Source organism: Superficieibacter sp. BNK-5 (assembly GCF_047456055.1).
Classification (GTDB): Bacteria; Pseudomonadota; Gammaproteobacteria; order Enterobacterales; family Enterobacteriaceae; genus Superficieibacter.
In genome coordinates this window covers 1,423,398-1,439,271 of sequence record NZ_CP179893.1, presented here as the reverse complement: position 1 = coordinate 1,439,271, position 15,874 = coordinate 1,423,398, and the positions used below count along the sequence as shown (strand labels likewise).

Here is a 15,874-nt window from a genome sequence, read left to right as displayed (position 1 = left end):
GGGCATCGGTCGCCAGCCAGGCGCGCAACGCATAGATGAACAGAATATCGGTCAGATGGGCAGATACCGTTCCCCTGCCCATGTGGTCGCTGCTGATTTCACGGTCAAGCAGGGAGACAATTTGCGCAAGGGCGTGTTGTTCGGGGCCGGCATTATCCTGGCGCAACAGCAGCACCTTCGGCAGACCGGATAACAGCGGCGTATAGCTGCGATCGCCAAAGTGAAATACGCCGGAAATAATGACCGTTCCGGCGGCATCGCTCTCCTGATGAGGTTAGCCATGAATCTGAAGAACAATACGATTTTAATTACCGGCGGCGGCTCCGGCATCGGGCGTGGTCTGGCAGAAAGACTGCATGCTTCAGGGAATAAGGTGATTATTGCCGGGCGCAGGAAAGCGGCGCTGGATGAGGTGGTAGCACTGAATCCCGGCTTGGCCGCAGTAACGCTGGACCAAAGCGATCCGCAGGCGATCGTGGAATGTGCCCGGCAGACGATCCGCGATTATCCCGCGCTGAATATCATCATCAATAATGCCGGGGTTCAGCGCGTGGAAAATCTGCATCTTGGTCAGGTAGAGCGGGCGGAGGAGCAGGTTACCAGCAATTTTCTCGGCCCCGTCAGGCTTATCGCGGCGTTTATGCCGCACCTGCTGGCGCAGCCTTCTGCGACCATTATCAACGTCACCTCGGCGTTAGGGTTTGTGCCGCAGGCGATGATACCGACCTATTCAGCGACCAAAGCGGCGCTGCATGCTTATACCCTTTCGCTGCGCTATCAGTTGCAAAACACGCCTGTCAGGGTGCTGGAGATTATTCCGCCGTGGGTCCAAACCGCGCTTCAGGGGGAACGGGGTTTTGATGAACGGGCGATGCCGCTGGAGGACTATCTCGATCAAACAATGGCTCTGCTGGCGCAGCCGCCGGAGAGTGGGGAAATCGTGGTGGATGCGGCTAAAAGGCTGCGTTTTGCGGAACAGGCGCAGAAGTTTACGGCTGTGTTTACCGCGCTGAATGACGGGCGAGCGGAGGAATTTGGTAACCCGCCGCGTCGGCCGGATTAAGGCGATTCGCAGGGCGGGAGCTATCGCTCCCGCCTTTTACCTCGTCAGAAATTGTACGTCAGCCCTACCGTATAACGACGACCGTCGAGCACCGTATCATACGTGTCATAGTCGATTTGCTTATCCAGCGCGTTATACACCCCGGCGGAGACCAGCAGGTTTTTGTTAGCGTTGTAACGCAGACCAAGGTCGATTTGCGTATAGGACGGCGTGCCCTGCGCCATTGACGTCCGGCTCAGGTACTCCGAGGTTTTGCCGCGCAGGTTCAGACGGCTCCAGAAGCCGACATCCTGCGTGGCCTGCCAGTCCAGGGTGGTGTTGAACATGTGTTTCGGCATTTTGTTCAGCGGCTGGCCGGAGAACTGACCGCTTTTCTGCTCGGATTCGGTAAAGGTATAGTTCGCCGTCAGGTTAAGGTCGCGCACGATTTTCCAGCCGAAGCTGGATTCCACGCCGCGCATATTTGCTTTGTCGACGTTGACGCGATCGCTGACGAAATCGTAGCTATGGTTGCCAATAGTACAGGCTGGATCGGCACTGCTGTTGCAGCGGCGAACTTCGGTGATCTTGTCTTTAAAATCGGTATTGAACAGGGTGATGCCCGCGTTGAGATTGTCGTTGTTATCCCACAGCAGCGCGATCTCTTCGCTCAGGCTTTTTTCCGGTTTGAGGTCCGGGTTGCCGACGATGATGCCGTCGAGCCGTCCGCCGCCGGTCACCTGTCCCCAACTGGCCGAGGACTGGCGCAGATCCGGCGCGCGATAGCCCGCAGAGACGCCGCCTTTCAGGGTCCACTGTTCAGCAAGATGCCAGACGCCATAGCCGCGCGGGGTCCAGTTGGTGCCGTAGTTTTCGTCCTTGTCCATGCGCAGGCCGCCGGTCAGGGTAAAGCTGTCGGTCATCGCCCACTCATCTTCGGTAAACAGCGCCCAGCTCCAGCGGGTCAGTTTATTCAGACCGTCCGCCGCTTCCAGCTGGTTGCCGTTATCGTTCAGTTTTTCATAGCGATACTGCCCGCCCACCGTCAGGGTGTGATCGCCGAGGAAAATCTGGTTCTGGTTGTTAAACGTGGTGTTGTACGACTTCATTTCACGACCGGGGTTAGTCGATTTTTCCTGCTGGAGATAGCTGGTGGTGTTGAAGTCGTCGTAATAGCCGTTGTGGGTGAGCGCATAAGTCGTGTGCTCATAGCGGCTGTTGCTCGGGCTGTTGGGCGTACAGGTGTTGCCGCGGCAGGTCTCCGCAGCCATCGACTTGCCCGGTGTGCTGTTGCGGTCCTGTAATTCACGCGCCACGTCGAGGTCAAAGTCGTTTTTCTCGTCCGGGGTGAAATTCAGCGTCACGCCGCCGTTACGTAATTTTTGCTCGTTATAGCCGTTGACGATCTGGTCTTCGGCGCGGCGCGACAGCAGGCCGGTAATTTTTGCTCCCAGCAGGCCGTCGATAATCGGGCCGGAGGCATAGGCGTCGGTCTGGAATAAGTCGCCTGAATTATTATCTTCCTGGAACGTTGCATCACCGTGCAGAGAACCAGTCCAGGCCTGCGTATTTGACACCTTTTTGGTAATGATGTTAATTACGCCACCCATCGCATCGGAACCATATAACGATGACATCGGCCCGCGAATAACCTCAATGCGTTCGATGGATTCCAGCGGTGGAAGCCAGCCTTGTTCGATACCGGAATTATCGCTGTTCGGGCGCGTACCGCGGGTGCTAATACGCTTACCGTTAACAAGGAATAAGGTGTACTGGGAAGACATGCCGCGAATGCTAATATCGCTACTGCTGGCACCGCCAGTGACCACGACACCTGGAACATCTTTTAGCGCATCGGTAACATCGCGATAAGCTTTATCTTCTATTTGGGCTTTGGAAATAACGGAAATAGACGCGGGCGCATTCTGGATTTTTTGTTCAAAGCCGGTGGCACTGACCACCATAGTATCCTGATCGGCAGAATAGACGCTGGCTGAGAATGTGGCGAGTGAGACCGCTGCGGCAAGTAAATTAACGCGAGATATTGTCATTTTCATTCCTTAGAATAAAAAGCACTGGCAAAAGAGCGTGCTGTAAAAAAAGTACAAAATTTTTATAAAAAGCATTTATGTAGAGCGAAACGGCGCGATTTTAGGCAACAAAGATGAGAATGTAAACATTAATGAGAATTGTTAGCGTTTGTAACGTGATCCCGATCACGCTTTTCTCGGGGGCGCAAATAACCACTTGTTTTAGAGGTGTTATTATTTAGCAACGGTTCATGGCGTAGCATTATTTAAGGAGAAATAATCTTTTACCCGCGTTTTATTAGGGTGGGCGCCCTGTTTTTTTATTTCTTTAAAAGCAGTCATCCTTCAAATCCCGTGCTTTCTCAAATTTAAAGTAAACTGATAATAATCCACTCGTTATTTGCCCCTGTGAGGCCGCTTTGCGCATCGCAACGATTACTAATTTCGCCTATATTGCCACCGTCGTGTTGACGCTCGCCTCCGGCGTGGCGTTGTTTATGGCCTCCAGTGCGGACAAGGCGGAGCGAGCTGCAGTGAAGCAAAGCCGGGATTTTGATGCGGCAACGGAACAACTGGAGAAAGATGCGTTTGCGCAAACCGATCTTGCCCGCTTATCGGTCATCAAAAAAGCGCCGGAAAATATTCAGGCCTGGAAAGCCGGAATGGCACAGGAGTCCCGGCTGGAGCAGCATGTAGCGAAATTGAATGACATAGGCGCTTCCGCTGAAGAACTTATATTGCTGCGCGACGGTATTACCTTGCTAAAAACGCTGGAAGACGAACAACAAGAGGCGATTACCGCGCTTGAGCAAGGACGAGATACGCAAGCTATTGAACTGTTATTTGGCGAGAATTATGAACAGCAATTATCGCAGGTCGAGTACCGGTTTACCCATTTTGAAAGCCTGATTACTCAGCGAACCGAAGCGACGATTGCCGAAGCGACCCACCTTTCACAACGTCTGCGCACCCTGTCAGAAATCATGGTCGGCCTGACTGCATTGCTGTTTCTGTTCGTACTGGGATTTATCATCAAGCACCGGATTTTACGCCCGGTAGTGACCCTGAGCGATGTGGTTAACCGGCTGGCGACACAGGATTATGCCGTGGAAGCCCCCCTGTATGCGCAGGTCGATGAGATTGGCGATATGGCGCAGGCGATACGCATCTTTCGGGAAAATGGTATGGTCCGGCAACAACTGGAGCAGGAGCGCGATGCCGACTGGGTGACGCGCAACCTACTTGCGCGGATGACGCAGCGCCTCCAGGGATGCGAATCTCACCGCAGCATCATCAAGGTTGTCAGCCTCTTCGCGCCGAAAATCGTGCCGGAGATGGGCGGACGGCTGTATATTCTCGATCCGCAAAACAATACCATGAAGTGTATGGCCAGTTGGCTCTCGCCAGCGGGAGAAGATACCCCTTTTCAGCCAGAGTGTTGTTGGGCGCTCAAGCGCGGACAGTTGCATAGCCCGTCCAGAGACAGTGTGGATATGCCCTGTGAACATTACCCGCCGCAGGTAGCGACAAAAGCGATTTGCGTGCCGCTGATTGCGCAGAATAAAACCATCGGACTGCTGACCTTTGATAATCATATCAATGAGAAAGAGCCGCCGTATATCTACCTTGAACTGATGGCCGAGACGCTCTCGCTGGCACTCGTGAACCAGAAACTGCGCGATACGCTGACCGAAAAAGCGATGTACGATCCGCTGACCGGCCTGCGTAATCGTCATAATCTGGAAGAGTTGCTGCGCGGCCTGATCGAACGCGCCGAGACCAAAAAAAGCTGCGTTAGCTGCCTGATGATCGATATTGATTACTTCAAAAAACTCAATGATACCTGGGGCCACGGCGCGGGCGATAAAGTGCTACGGGAAACCGGACGCATCATCAGTGAGCTGCTGGATGACGCCAGCGTGGCGTTCCGTTACGGGGGAGAAGAGTTTTTAATTCTGCTGCCGGATATCGACGAGGCGCAGGCCAAAAGCATCGCCGGGCAGATCCTGCATAACGTTGGCCAGCACCGGATGTTATATGAACTTCACGATGTCGGGCCGATCTCGGTGTCGATCGGGCTGGCAACCTGGCCGACGCACGCCCGCGAAAGTAATCTGGTCAGGGCGGCGGATCTCGCCCTGTATCTGGCAAAAGAGCGCGGCAGAAATCAGATTGTGGTCGCCAAAAAAGCGTCTTAAAGCTTAAAGGTCGGCCAGTGAATGTCGTTAACGCCATTCAACAGCGGGCGGGCGAACAGGAATCCCTGGAAGCGCCGGATGCCCGCAGATTCCAGCCAGCACCACTCTTCCAGCCGCTCAATGCCTTCAGCGACGATGGTAATTTGCATATCCGAGCAGCATTTAATAATCGAATTAACGATTGCCTGCTTGGGGCCGCTAAGGTGAATATTACTCACAATTTCCCGGTCGATTTTGATTTTGTCGGGCTGGAATTTGGTCAGCAGCGAAAGTCCCGCGTAGCCGGAGCCAAAATCATCAATTGCCAGGCCAATGCCGGCGGCGCGCAGTTTTTTTATCGCGCGAGTAAATTCCCGAACGCCTGAAATCACCTCGTTCTCGGTCACTTCCACAACCACCTGCTCCGGGCTAAGTCCGTACTCCGCAATTTTCTCCAGCAAAAACTCGACGGCACCAGGCACATACACCAGCGACATCGGCAGTAAGTTAATGGCGATCTTATGGTTGCCAATGCCGATCTTCTCAGCCAGCGCAAAAGCGTAAGCTTTGGTTTGCAGATCGACTTCATAGATTTGATCGTCGGGGATCGCTGAGAAAAAGTGTTCCGGACTGCCGCCAGTATTGCTGCGCACCAGCGCTTCCAGCGAACTAATTGTACGCCCCAGCGGCTCGACAATCGGCTGAAGCGCAAACTGGCACATTTGCCCTGGCCACAGCTGCGGTGATGGCGACTGGAAAGGCGGCTTTTTTGGCTCCAGCGCCCAATGGCCTGGATCAAAACGTACTTCGGCTTGCGGTCTGTGCTCGGTAGTCGCGAAACTTTCAATAAACTTGAATACCCGATCGTCAGACGCCAGATAACTTTTCAGTTTCCCGTAGCGCAAAACAGAATCCAGAATGACTTGCGGTGTTTCCAGGCGCATGTCGAACAGCACCATCCCGACATTCGCGAAGCGCCGTCGGGGAGCGTAATCCCGCATCAGCTCTACCACGTTTTGATGTCGGATATCCTGGCTAATTTTAGAAAACAGTGCATCAAGCGTCTCTTCCGGGCCTTCCAGCACCTGTAAAAAGTGTGAACCGTCAAACAGCAGCATGCCCGTGACGTCAACCGCCGCGTTGCTCCGTTTCGCTTTTTCCACCAGCGCATCAAGAGGAAACGTTTCGCAGGATAAATTTAACTGGCTTCGGTAGATAAGCGTCGTAAGCACCGTGAAGCGTCCCTGAGTAATGTTAAAAGGTCATATAACATATTTAACACACAGCCAGAGATGTCACACGGTGAATACGTGATTTCTGAGAATTTAGGTATGGGGGGCGCAGGATCCAGCGAATATTTGCGAGGCATCTTCCTGAATTCAGGTTCGGGCGTTGAACGCTACTCCAGGCAACCCATAATCACTGCTAGTAACAGGGCGGCGAGATAAAAGAGGTAAAGCATGCAGGGCAACACGATTATAATAAACGAATCGAACGATTCAATCGAAAAGGCCAACCTTATGCATAGGCTTACCGCTAACGAAGCGAAAACCCAGTTTGGCGATCTACTGCTTAAAGCGCAGCGTGAACCCGTTCAAATTAGCCGGGACGGTAAGCCCGTTGCGGTAGTGATTTCTATTGAAGACTATGAACACATGGAAGCGCTAAAACGTCAGCTTTTGCAGGAGAAGCTTCACCGCGCCCAACAGGATATTGCAGCCGGTAATACCGTTGATGGAGACGCTTTCTTCTCCCGATAAGGCGAACTAAGATAAATACGGTCCGGACATTCATTCATGAATGTACTTCATCACCTCTTGTTGTTTTTAACGGCTTATCCCCTCGCCTGAAGGCCCTTATCCTTAACGTCTCAGGTATTCGCGTCCCTTGAAAGCAGGAGTTACTATGACGGTTACTATCCTCGGCTACGCCGCGCAGTCAGCAAAAGCGCCGCTGGCCCCTTTTCATTTTGAACGTCGCGATCGCCGTGAAGATGACGTGGTCATCGACATTCTGTACTGCGGCGTTTGCCATTCCGATCTCCACCAGGCGCGTGACGACTGGGGTTTCAGCCAATACCCGGTCGTACCGGGCCATGAAATTGTCGGGCGTGTGGCATCGGTGGGCGACAAGGTGACAAAATTCAAACCCGGCGATTTGGTTGGCGTTGGCTGTATGGTCGATTCCTGTCGCGAGTGTTCCCCTTGTCAGTCCGGACTGGAACAGTATTGCGAAGCGGGCTGCACGCAGACATATAACGGCGTTGATCCCCACGACCATCGCCCTACCTACGGCGGCTATTCCCGCTCCATTACCTGCACCCAGGATTTCGTGTTGCGCATCCCGGAAAGCCTTGATGTGAAAGCGGTCGCGCCGCTGCTCTGCGCCGGGATCACTACCTGGTCGCCGCTGATCCGCTGGGGCGTGACCAAAGGCAGTAAAGTGGCGGTGACCGGGTTAGGCGGTCTGGGGCATATGGCGCTGAAACTGGCGCACGCGCTGGGCGCGGAGGTCACGCTGTTTACTCGCTCGCCTGGCAAAGAGGCCGACGCGCGGCGTCTGGGGGCGCATCATGTGGTGCTCTCCACTGACGCACAGCAGATGGACGCGGTAAAAGGCCAGTTCGATTTAATCATCGACACTGTGCCTTACGCACATGATATCAACCCTTATATGCCGACACTGACCCTCGACGGCACGCTGGTGTTCGTTGGTTTGCTGGGTGATGTCGACCCGACGCTCAATACGCTGCCGCTGATTATGGGACGCCGTTCCGTCTCCGGCTCCTGCATTGGCGGGATTGAAGAAACCCAGCAGATGCTGGATTTTTGTGGCGAGCACAATATTACGTCAGACATTGAGATCATCCGCATGGATGAAATTAATGAAGCCTATGACCGGTTGTTGAAAAGCGATGTGAAATATCGCTTTGTGATCGATATGGCCACGCTGCAAGCATGATCCGTTAAGGCAATCGCATAGCCTCAACGAACAGTGAAAACGCGGTGGTGTGCTGCCGGCGACTGGGGTAGTAGAGATAATATCCCGGAAACGGCTCGCACCACTCATCCAGCACGCGGACCAGCTCGCCGTTGGCGATCTCCCGCGCAACGCTATCCTCCGGAATGTAAACCAGCCCCATTCCGGCGCGGGCGGCTTCGATACGGTGATGCAACGCGTTGATTGTTAACTGACCTTCCACCCTGACCTTCAGCGCTTTTCCGTCGCGTGAAAATTCCCACGGCAGCAGGCCACCCGCCGTCGGCAACCGCATGTTGACGCAGCGATGCTGCTGAAGATCCGCAGGTACCACGGGCGTCCCGCGCTGGCGGAGGTACGCTGGCGAACCGACGACCACCATCCGCATCGGCGGGCTGACGGGAATGGCGATCATATCCTTCGCCACCGCCTCCCCCAGCCGGATACCGGCGTCGAAGCGCTGCGTAACGATATCCATCAGCGCGTTGTCCACGGTGACTTCTACGTTAATGTCCGGCCAGCGGACCATAAAATCTCGCAGCACCGGCCATAGCACGTAATCCACCGCATGCTCGCCCGCGGTGAGACGGATATTGCCCGCCGGAATGTCACGCATGTCTTTCAGGCTGCTGAGTTCATTTTCGATATCCTGAAAATGCGGGCCAATACGTTCAATCAGCCGTTCTCCCGCCTCCGTCGGCGAGACGCTGCGGGTGGTACGGGTCAGCAGGCGGATGCCCATTCGCTCTTCAAGGGCGCGCATGGAGTGGCTGAGGGCCGACTGGGAAAGCCCCAGTTTCGCCGCCGCGCGGGTAAAACTCTTTTCCTGCGCCACCACCAGGAAGGCGATCAGATCGTTAAAATTTTCTTTCAGCATGTTGGTTACGCAGGGCAATCGTGGGATGGGATGAGTATAACGCGCGCAGTGATGAATTAAATTCATAGGTCCATTCCCGGCCAGGCGGGTAATGCTTCGCCGCCGGAATGCGTAAGCTTAAAGCACGAGTCTAATGCTGGAGAAAAACATGAAAATTATTCGTAGCGGATCCATCGCCTCAGCGCAGGGGCCAGAGGCGTATTTTAGCGGACGCGTGCGTATCGATGCGCCTTTTAGCGCCGATGCACCCGCTCGCGTTGGCGGCGCGACGGTGACCTTTGAGCCTGGCGCACGCACCGCGTGGCATACGCATCCGCTGGGCCAGACGTTGATTGTGACGCAGGGCAAAGGCTGGATCCAGTGTGAGGGCGAGGCGATTCAGGAGATGCATCAGGGCGATATCGTCTGGATACCAGAAGGGGTGAAACACTGGCACGGCGCGACGCCGGAGAATGCGATGACGCATATCGCCATTGCCGAAGCGGTAGACGGTAGCCCGGTCACGTGGATGGAGAAAGTGACCGATGAGCAGTACCGGCGGTAAGGGTGTTTGGGGGAAAATGCGCGGCATCGGCGTGCTGGCCTGCCGGGCGGCGCTGCGCTTGCGCGGCCTACAGGTGCTTAGAACCGTAGGCCCGGTAAGCGAAGCGCCACCGGGCAAGATGCCTCGGCGCTACGCCTGACCGCGAAAGGTTTTGCGCCATTCGCCAGGGCTGACGCCGAAGTGGCGTTTAAACTGTTGACGGAAAGTCACCGCCGACTGAAAGCCAACGTATTCCGCCACCCGCTCAACGGACAGATCGCCGCTCTCCAGCAGCAACTGACTGCGGCGTAAGCGTTCATTACCGATCTACCCGGCGACCGTCTGCCCGGTCGCTTTCATAAAATGTCGCGTCAGCGTGCGTCGGCTCATGGACGCAAACGCCGCCAGAGCGTCGAGATCATAAGGCTGGTTCAGGTTATCCCGCAGATGCTCAATCAACGCATTGATGCGTACATCCTGGGTCGTTTGCGGTACAGAGTGCTCGATAAACTGCGCCTGCCCGCCGTCGCGGTGCGGCGGCACAATCATCCGCCGGGCGATTTGGTTCGCCGTCGTGCTACCGAAACGCTGGCGAATGATATACAGGCAGCAATCAAGCGCCGCCGCCGTGCCCGCAGAGGTGATCAGCCGGTCATCATCGCGATAAAGCGCGTTGATATCTAACTGCGCCTGCGGAAAAAGCCGCTGAAAATCCTGCTCGTACTCCCAGTGGGTCGCCGCGTGCCGACCGTCCAGCAGCCCGGCATAGCCAAGGACAAACGCGCCGAGGCACAATCCCACCACCTGCGCGCCGTTACGGTGCGCCGCCGCCAGGCTATCGAGAAGCGCCTGCGGTGGACGCTCGTTGACGCTATGCCAGAACGGTACGATCACAATGTCGGCCAGCGCAATGGCGTCAAAGCCGTGGGTTGCCGCCACTGAGAATCCCGAAGCCGAGTTCACCGAGCCTGGCGTTTGCGCACATATTTTCAGGTTGAACAGTTTTCGGGTGGCAATGCCGTTGCCAAAAAGAATGCACGGTACGGAAAGGTGAAACGGGCTGAAATTCGGTGTAACGACAAGGGCGACGGCCAGCGCTGACATTATTCTTCTCCGGGATTAACAGGTAACGGTTTCGCCATCCTGCGGAATGCTCACCCTGTCACCAAACTGGTTGGCATCAACATACTCGCGCAACTGCGCCCGGGTCAGCAGACAGTGATTTACTGCCTCCATATGGCTCGCAATAATACGCGCCTGCGGCACAAGCCGATGCGTTTTGAGCAAATCCTCACTTCCCATGATGATCGCTCCCACGCCAATAATATGCGCCCATCCGGCGTTCAGCACGACAACATCCGGCTGATATTGACGCAACGCGGTTTCCACCGGCGAAACCCAGATCGTGTCGCCAGCCAGGTAAAGCGTCTTTTCCTGCGGATGCATAAAGACCAAACCGCAGGCATCGCCAAGCCGCGCGGCGAGTTCCGCATTCGCATAAGCTTCATCGGAACCATGCTGCCCGTCAGTTTTGATCAGGGTGATATCGCCGAAGTGCGTCGTCTCGCCGAGCACCTTGAGCTGGCTAAATCCCTGCTCCCGCAGCAGATCCCGATCGCTTTCATTTTGCACAAAAATCAACATTGATTTAGGGATCAGCGCGGCGGCAGCGTCATCCCAGTGATCGAGATGAGTATGGGTGACAATTATCGCATCCACATCCAGCAACGTCGCCAGCGGAACAGGCAATGCGGTAAGCGGGTTGCGCAGTTCAGCCCGCGCGGAACCGGCGAAACCGGGATACGCTTCTTTCTCTGCCAGCATCGGGTCGATGAGAAAGCGTTTCCCGCCATAAGTGATACGTTGGGTGGCGTTACGTATTTGCGTGATGTTCATCTTTGCTCCGGCATCAGGTGATTAAGGAGAAAGCATAAACATATGGCCTGCGGCATACCGCAGGCGTTTGGGCATATAACGATGGAATCGGGTCAATGTGCCTTGTGCGACTCGTTTCTGGAGGATGAGAAACGCAGGATCAGCATACCGACCAGCGCTGCCACAATGGAGCCTGCCAGCACGCCGATTTTCACTTCATCCACCAACAGCGGCGAACGGGCAAATGCCAGGTTACCGATAAACAGACTCATGGTAAAACCGATGCCGCACAGCACTGATACACCATAGATCTGCGACCACGAGCTGCCATGGGGTCGCGGAGCCAGACCGGTCTTAATGGCCAACAGCGCCATGCCAAACACGCCAATCTGTTTACCAATGAACAGCCCCAGCGCCACGCCAACCGGCACCGGCGAAAGCAGATCGTCCATCGTCAGTCCGCCCAGCGATACGCCCGCGTTGGCGAAGCCAAACAGCGGCAGGATCAGGAATGTCACCCACGGTGAAAGCGCATGTTCAAGTTTGTCCAGCGGCGCGTCCTGCTGTTCATCTTTACCCTTGAGCGGAATGAACAGCGCCAGCAAAATCCCTGCGATAGTGGCATGCACGCCGGACTGCAACATAAAGAACCACAACAAGGCCCCCGCCAGTAAATAAGGGGTGAGGCGTTTTACGCCCATTCGGTTCATCACCATAAGCAGTACGACAATGCCCGCCGCCGCCGCCAGCATCGCGGCAGAGATCCCACCGGTATAGAACAGCGCAATAATAATAACTGCGCCCATGTCATCAAGAACCGCCAGCGCGGAAAGGAAAATTTTCAGCGAGATCGGCACGCGGCTACCGAGCAGCGCCAGCACGCCCAGTGCAAAGGCGATGTCCGTAGCAGAAGGGATCGCCCAGCCTGCGATGGTTTCGCCATTGCTGAGGTTAAAGCCCAGGTAAATGAGTGCCGGCACCGCCATCCCGCCCAGCGCAGCCAGACCGGGAAGCGCTCGTTGTCCCCAGGTCGCCAACTGGCCGATGAGCAGTTCACGTTTGATCTCCAGCCCCACCAGCAGAAAGAAAATGGCCATGAGCGCATCATTGACCCATAGCTCAAGGCTCAACCCGGCGATGGAGTAATGGAGCAGCCAGCGATATATTTCGACCAGCGACGAGTTAGCGACGGCGATGGCTGCCGCCGACGCAATGATGAGGACGATCCCTCCGGCAGAAGCCGACTGAAACATCGAGACCAGCGCTCTGGCCTGGCGTCGTGTGATGCGGGTAATTACGTCTGGCACAAGGCCTCCTTGTCATGGATAGTGCGGTGATTCACTGCGGGGGTGAAATTTACCACAATCGGCCCGCCGGGTGCCGTTCCTGGCGGTAAAAACCGGTAAAGGTGGGGGATCTGAACCAGAACGCGAGTGTTGCCCCGACCGGCGCTCTGTCACAACGGCGGTGTAGATCGCCTCGCCGCCAGAATGAGATTGCGCAAAAACCGATCTCATTAACGCTTTTGAATAACGTGATCCCACCCGCAAATTGTATCACGGAGACGGGGTTCGGATTGTCATTATCCGCCAGGAATTGCCCTGTCATTTACGATTTTTTCGCCTGCGCAGCCACGACAGGCGGCTGACAGGCATGAATAAAATCACGGACCTTTTCTGCCGCTTTATTCTCTTCAACCAGAAAAGGTGGGTGTGGGAATACGTTAGCATCCAGCTCACCGTTCACTGTCGGGTTGCGTATCAGCTACTTCTCCTTTTACAGCGCTTTCGCCAGATAGTGCCGCTGTATCCCCTTCTGCGGAAAATCCTCCAGCGTCATCTGTAGCCGAAAGCCCTTTTTCTGGTAAAACGGCAGCGCCTGGAAACTGACGGTGTCCACCAGCGCGTGCAGGCAGCCCATCTCCTGCGCCTGTTGTTCTGCCGCAGCCATGAGCCGGGTCCCCAAACCGGAACCGCGCATGGAATCGCTCACCCACAGATAGTGAATACACAGCCAGTCTCCCTTCTGATCCGCAATCAATCCACCGGTCATCTTTCCGCTCTCATCGCGGGCATAAACGCCCAACTTTCCCCAGCCGCTGACGTCAATAAACTGGCTGTTATACGCCCGCAGACCGGTAAGAAGTTCTTCCTGATCCTCAGGGGTAACAGTTTGCGTGACAGTGATTTCCATAAATCCCTCATAAATTCAGGTGAGTTTTCATGCTGAAGGCTTATGTTATGATGCGGCGCGTTAAAAAATAAACAGGCTTGAGGGAAAAATGGGATCGACCAAAAAAGGGATCATGTACGTCCTGTTCGCCGCCGTGCTGTGGGGCAGTTCCGGCGTGTGCGCGCAGTTTATTATGCAGGAGAGTCAGATCTCCGCGCCGTTCCTGACTATGATTCGGCTACTGTTCTCCGGCTTTATTCTGCTAACGCTGTCGTTCATTCACGGCGATAAAATTTTCTCCATCATGAAAACGCCGAAGGATGCCATCAGCCTGCTGCTGTTTACCCTGGTCGGCGCGCTGACCGTGCAGTTGACGTTCCTTGTCACCATTGAGAAATCAAACGCGGCGACGGCGACCGTCCTGCAATTCTTATCGCCGTCGATTATCGTCGCCTGGTTTGCCGCCGTGCGCAAAAAACGCCCCGGCGCCCTGGTGTTTCTGGCGATTTTTACCTCGCTGGCGGGCACTTTCCTGCTGGTTACGCATGGCGACCCGACCTCGCTGTCGATTTCTCCTGCGGCGCTGATCTGGGGGATTGTTTCGGCGTTTTCCGCCGCTTTTTATACGACGTATCCCTCTACACTAATTGCCCGCTTCGGCACGCTACCGGTCGTCGGCTGGAGTATGCTGCTGGGCGGCGCGATGCTGCTGCCATTCTACGCCGGAAATGAAACCGATTTTGTGGTGAACGGCGGCCTGCTGCTGGCTTTTTTCTATCTGGTGGTGATTGGCACGGCGCTGACCTTCAGCATGTATCTGAAGGGCGCGCAGATGATCGGCGGACCGAAAGCCAGCATTCTTAGCTGCGCGGAACCGCTGAGTAGCGCGTTACTCTCGCTGCTGCTGCTGGGCATTACCTTTACGCTGCCGGACTGGCTCGGTACGCTGCTGATCCTCTCCTCGGTGGTGCTGATTGCGATGGATTCGCGGCGTAAAGGGTACGCAAAGAAACCGGTTAACGTCGACGGACGTCAGGAATAATTAAATCTCCGCGCAAAACACAGGAATCGAGAACGTTTTGCGTTTTTTCATTCAGCCAACTGACAATACGCGCGGCCATCGCATCCATAGAATATTCAATGGCTGGTATCGTCGGGATCCCAGGGAGTTGTAACGATCCGGCAAGGCTGAAGACCATAATGTCGTCTGGTACTGACTTATTAAACGCCTGGAGCTGGGGGATCACCCGCTGTGCCTCCTGCTCGTCCGCCACCAGCAACGCGTTAAAATTCAGGGTTGTGGCGTTATTCAGCAGTTCCTGAAGCGCAACGGAAGAAGACGTACACTCCATAAAGACCAGATTGCGGTTAAATGGCAGAAAGTTTTTTTCCAGCGCGTGCTTATAGCCCAGCAGTACCTGCTCGGTAAACCCGCTGCCGCCCGGCTGGATAAGCGCAATCTGACGGCGATTCTGGCTGATAAGATAATGACAGGCGGTTTCCGCCGCAAAAGCATGATCAAACTGGATGCTATTTACATCGCCGGACACCGAGCAGTCCACCAGAATGACATTATCCTGCTGAATAGTGAGCGGAAAGCGGGCACCGATAATTAATATATCATCACACAGGCCGCAGCTTAGCTCATCAAGCGCGCTCATGACGTCGTTTTTAGTATTGGCGAACCGCAGCAGAAGATGTTTTTGATGCTGGCTGAGTTGTTTTTCCAGCGCGTAAAGATAACCGGTGGTCTGATTAATATTATCCTGGGCGCAAATCACCCCGATGCAGCCCGTCGACTGGCTGAACAGTGATTGTGCAATCACATTTGGCCGATAGTTAAGCTCCTCGACCGCTTTCAATACTGCTTGTCGACTGGCCTCTTTCACGCCGCGCGTGCCGCTCAACACCCGTGAAACTGTGGCTTTAGATACCCCAGCTAAACGCGATACATCGTTGATTGTAGACATCTTTATCCTCTTTCGGTCCTCAGCCAGTCCATTTCACTCTGGTTTTAACATTGGCTTAAATATTCGCCATTTGCAGTATATCCGTTTCCTTTTTTCATGGAAACCGATTTTCCATTAGTAGCCAGATTTGCAAAAACGCACCTAAATACGTGACCTGAAGCGCATAACTTCAGCCAATAACAGCAGGACATTGATAGCGATCACAGTTCTGCGGTTTATAAATGGAAAC

General features: G+C 54.9%; 14 protein-coding genes and 2 pseudogenes. 7 read left to right on the top strand and 9 right to left on the bottom strand.

Going from position 1 to position 15,874, the window contains the following annotated elements; genetic code table 11:
* Positions 1–22 precede the first annotated feature (22 nt).
* Positions 23–244 (bottom strand): annotated as a pseudogene (locus ACMGGS_RS06905) (cupin domain-containing protein); the annotation flags it as partial.
* A gap of 36 nt (positions 245–280) precedes the next feature.
* Here ACMGGS_RS06905 and ACMGGS_RS06900 point away from each other — a divergent pair.
* Positions 281–1,063, top strand: coding sequence for an SDR family oxidoreductase (locus ACMGGS_RS06900; RefSeq protein WP_414165525.1), 783 nt, complete (start codon positions 281–283; stop codon positions 1,061–1,063).
* A 44-nt stretch (positions 1,064–1,107) separates the two neighbouring features.
* On the opposite strand, the gene ACMGGS_RS06895 is transcribed toward ACMGGS_RS06900, so the two are convergent.
* Positions 1,108–3,093 (bottom strand): ligand-gated channel protein, encoded by a 1,986-nt coding sequence (locus ACMGGS_RS06895; protein WP_414165524.1) that lies wholly within the window; start codon positions 3,091–3,093, stop codon positions 1,108–1,110.
* A 398-nt stretch (positions 3,094–3,491) separates the two neighbouring features.
* Between ACMGGS_RS06895 and ACMGGS_RS06890 the strand changes: the two genes are divergently transcribed.
* Entirely contained in the window at positions 3,492–5,270 is a 1,779-nt protein-coding gene (locus ACMGGS_RS06890) for a diguanylate cyclase (RefSeq protein ID WP_414165523.1), read from the top strand.
* Here the strand turns inward: ACMGGS_RS06890 and ACMGGS_RS06885 are convergent.
* Positions 5,267–6,481: a diguanylate phosphodiesterase gene (locus ACMGGS_RS06885; protein WP_414165522.1), complete on the bottom strand. Its 1,215-nt coding sequence runs from the start codon at positions 6,479–6,481 to the stop codon at positions 5,267–5,269. The genes ACMGGS_RS06890 and ACMGGS_RS06885 overlap by 4 nt on opposite strands.
* Positions 6,482–6,769: 288 nt before the next feature.
* Here ACMGGS_RS06885 and ACMGGS_RS06880 point away from each other — a divergent pair, with 288 nt between their 5' ends.
* Positions 6,770–7,009 (top strand): type II toxin-antitoxin system Phd/YefM family antitoxin, encoded by a 240-nt coding sequence (locus tag ACMGGS_RS06880; protein WP_414165521.1) that lies wholly within the window; start codon positions 6,770–6,772, stop codon positions 7,007–7,009.
* 145 nt (positions 7,010–7,154) lie between these two features.
* The gene (locus ACMGGS_RS06875; RefSeq protein WP_276160657.1) at positions 7,155–8,210 is read left to right on the top strand and encodes an NAD(P)-dependent alcohol dehydrogenase; all 1,056 of its coding nucleotides are present in this window, start codon (positions 7,155–7,157) and stop codon (positions 8,208–8,210) included.
* 4 nt (positions 8,211–8,214) lie between these two features.
* Here ACMGGS_RS06875 and ACMGGS_RS06870 read toward each other — a convergent pair whose 3' ends face one another.
* Positions 8,215–9,105: a LysR family transcriptional regulator gene (locus ACMGGS_RS06870; protein ID WP_414166215.1), complete on the bottom strand. Its 891-nt coding sequence runs from the start codon at positions 9,103–9,105 to the stop codon at positions 8,215–8,217.
* Between the two features lie 148 nt (positions 9,106–9,253).
* Between ACMGGS_RS06870 and ACMGGS_RS06865 the strand changes: the two genes are divergently transcribed.
* The gene (locus ACMGGS_RS06865; RefSeq protein WP_414165520.1) at positions 9,254–9,649 is read left to right on the top strand and encodes a cupin domain-containing protein; all 396 of its coding nucleotides are present in this window, start codon (positions 9,254–9,256) and stop codon (positions 9,647–9,649) included.
* Complete coding sequence (locus ACMGGS_RS06860) at positions 9,630–9,788, top strand: hypothetical protein (RefSeq protein WP_414165519.1); 159 nt, start codon at positions 9,630–9,632, stop codon at positions 9,786–9,788. Before ACMGGS_RS06865 ends, ACMGGS_RS06860 begins: the two co-directional genes overlap by 20 nt.
* Here ACMGGS_RS06860 and ACMGGS_RS06855 read toward each other — a convergent pair.
* The 4 genes and pseudogenes from ACMGGS_RS06855 to ACMGGS_RS06840 all read right to left on the bottom strand — a co-directional run bounded on the left by ACMGGS_RS06855 (position 9,779) and on the right by ACMGGS_RS06840 (position 13,696).
* A pseudogene (locus ACMGGS_RS06855) lies at positions 9,779–10,732 on the bottom strand (GlxA family transcriptional regulator). The gene ACMGGS_RS06860 and the pseudogene ACMGGS_RS06855 overlap by 10 nt on opposite strands.
* A gap of 15 nt (positions 10,733–10,747) precedes the next feature.
* Positions 10,748–11,524, bottom strand: a complete 777-nt coding sequence (locus tag ACMGGS_RS06850) for an MBL fold metallo-hydrolase (RefSeq protein WP_414165518.1) — start codon at positions 11,522–11,524, stop codon at positions 10,748–10,750.
* A 92-nt stretch (positions 11,525–11,616) separates the two neighbouring features.
* Positions 11,617–12,798 carry a Na+/H+ antiporter NhaA gene (gene nhaA, locus ACMGGS_RS06845; protein ID WP_414166214.1) on the bottom strand — a complete coding sequence of 394 codons (1,182 nt, stop codon included), beginning with the start codon at positions 12,796–12,798 and terminating at the stop codon, positions 11,617–11,619.
* A gap of 481 nt (positions 12,799–13,279) precedes the next feature.
* Positions 13,280–13,696 (bottom strand): GNAT family N-acetyltransferase, encoded by a 417-nt coding sequence (locus ACMGGS_RS06840; RefSeq protein ID WP_414165517.1) that lies wholly within the window; start codon positions 13,694–13,696, stop codon positions 13,280–13,282.
* An 88-nt stretch (positions 13,697–13,784) separates the two neighbouring features.
* Here ACMGGS_RS06840 and ACMGGS_RS06835 point away from each other — a divergent pair, with 88 nt between their 5' ends.
* Positions 13,785–14,717: a DMT family transporter gene (locus tag ACMGGS_RS06835; protein WP_414165516.1), complete on the top strand. Its 933-nt coding sequence runs from the start codon at positions 13,785–13,787 to the stop codon at positions 14,715–14,717.
* On the opposite strand, the gene ACMGGS_RS06830 is transcribed toward ACMGGS_RS06835, so the two are convergent.
* The gene (locus ACMGGS_RS06830; RefSeq protein ID WP_414165515.1) at positions 14,692–15,645 is read right to left on the bottom strand and encodes a LacI family DNA-binding transcriptional regulator; all 954 of its coding nucleotides are present in this window, start codon (positions 15,643–15,645) and stop codon (positions 14,692–14,694) included. The genes ACMGGS_RS06835 and ACMGGS_RS06830 overlap by 26 nt on opposite strands.
* Positions 15,646–15,874: the final 229 nt, after the last annotated feature.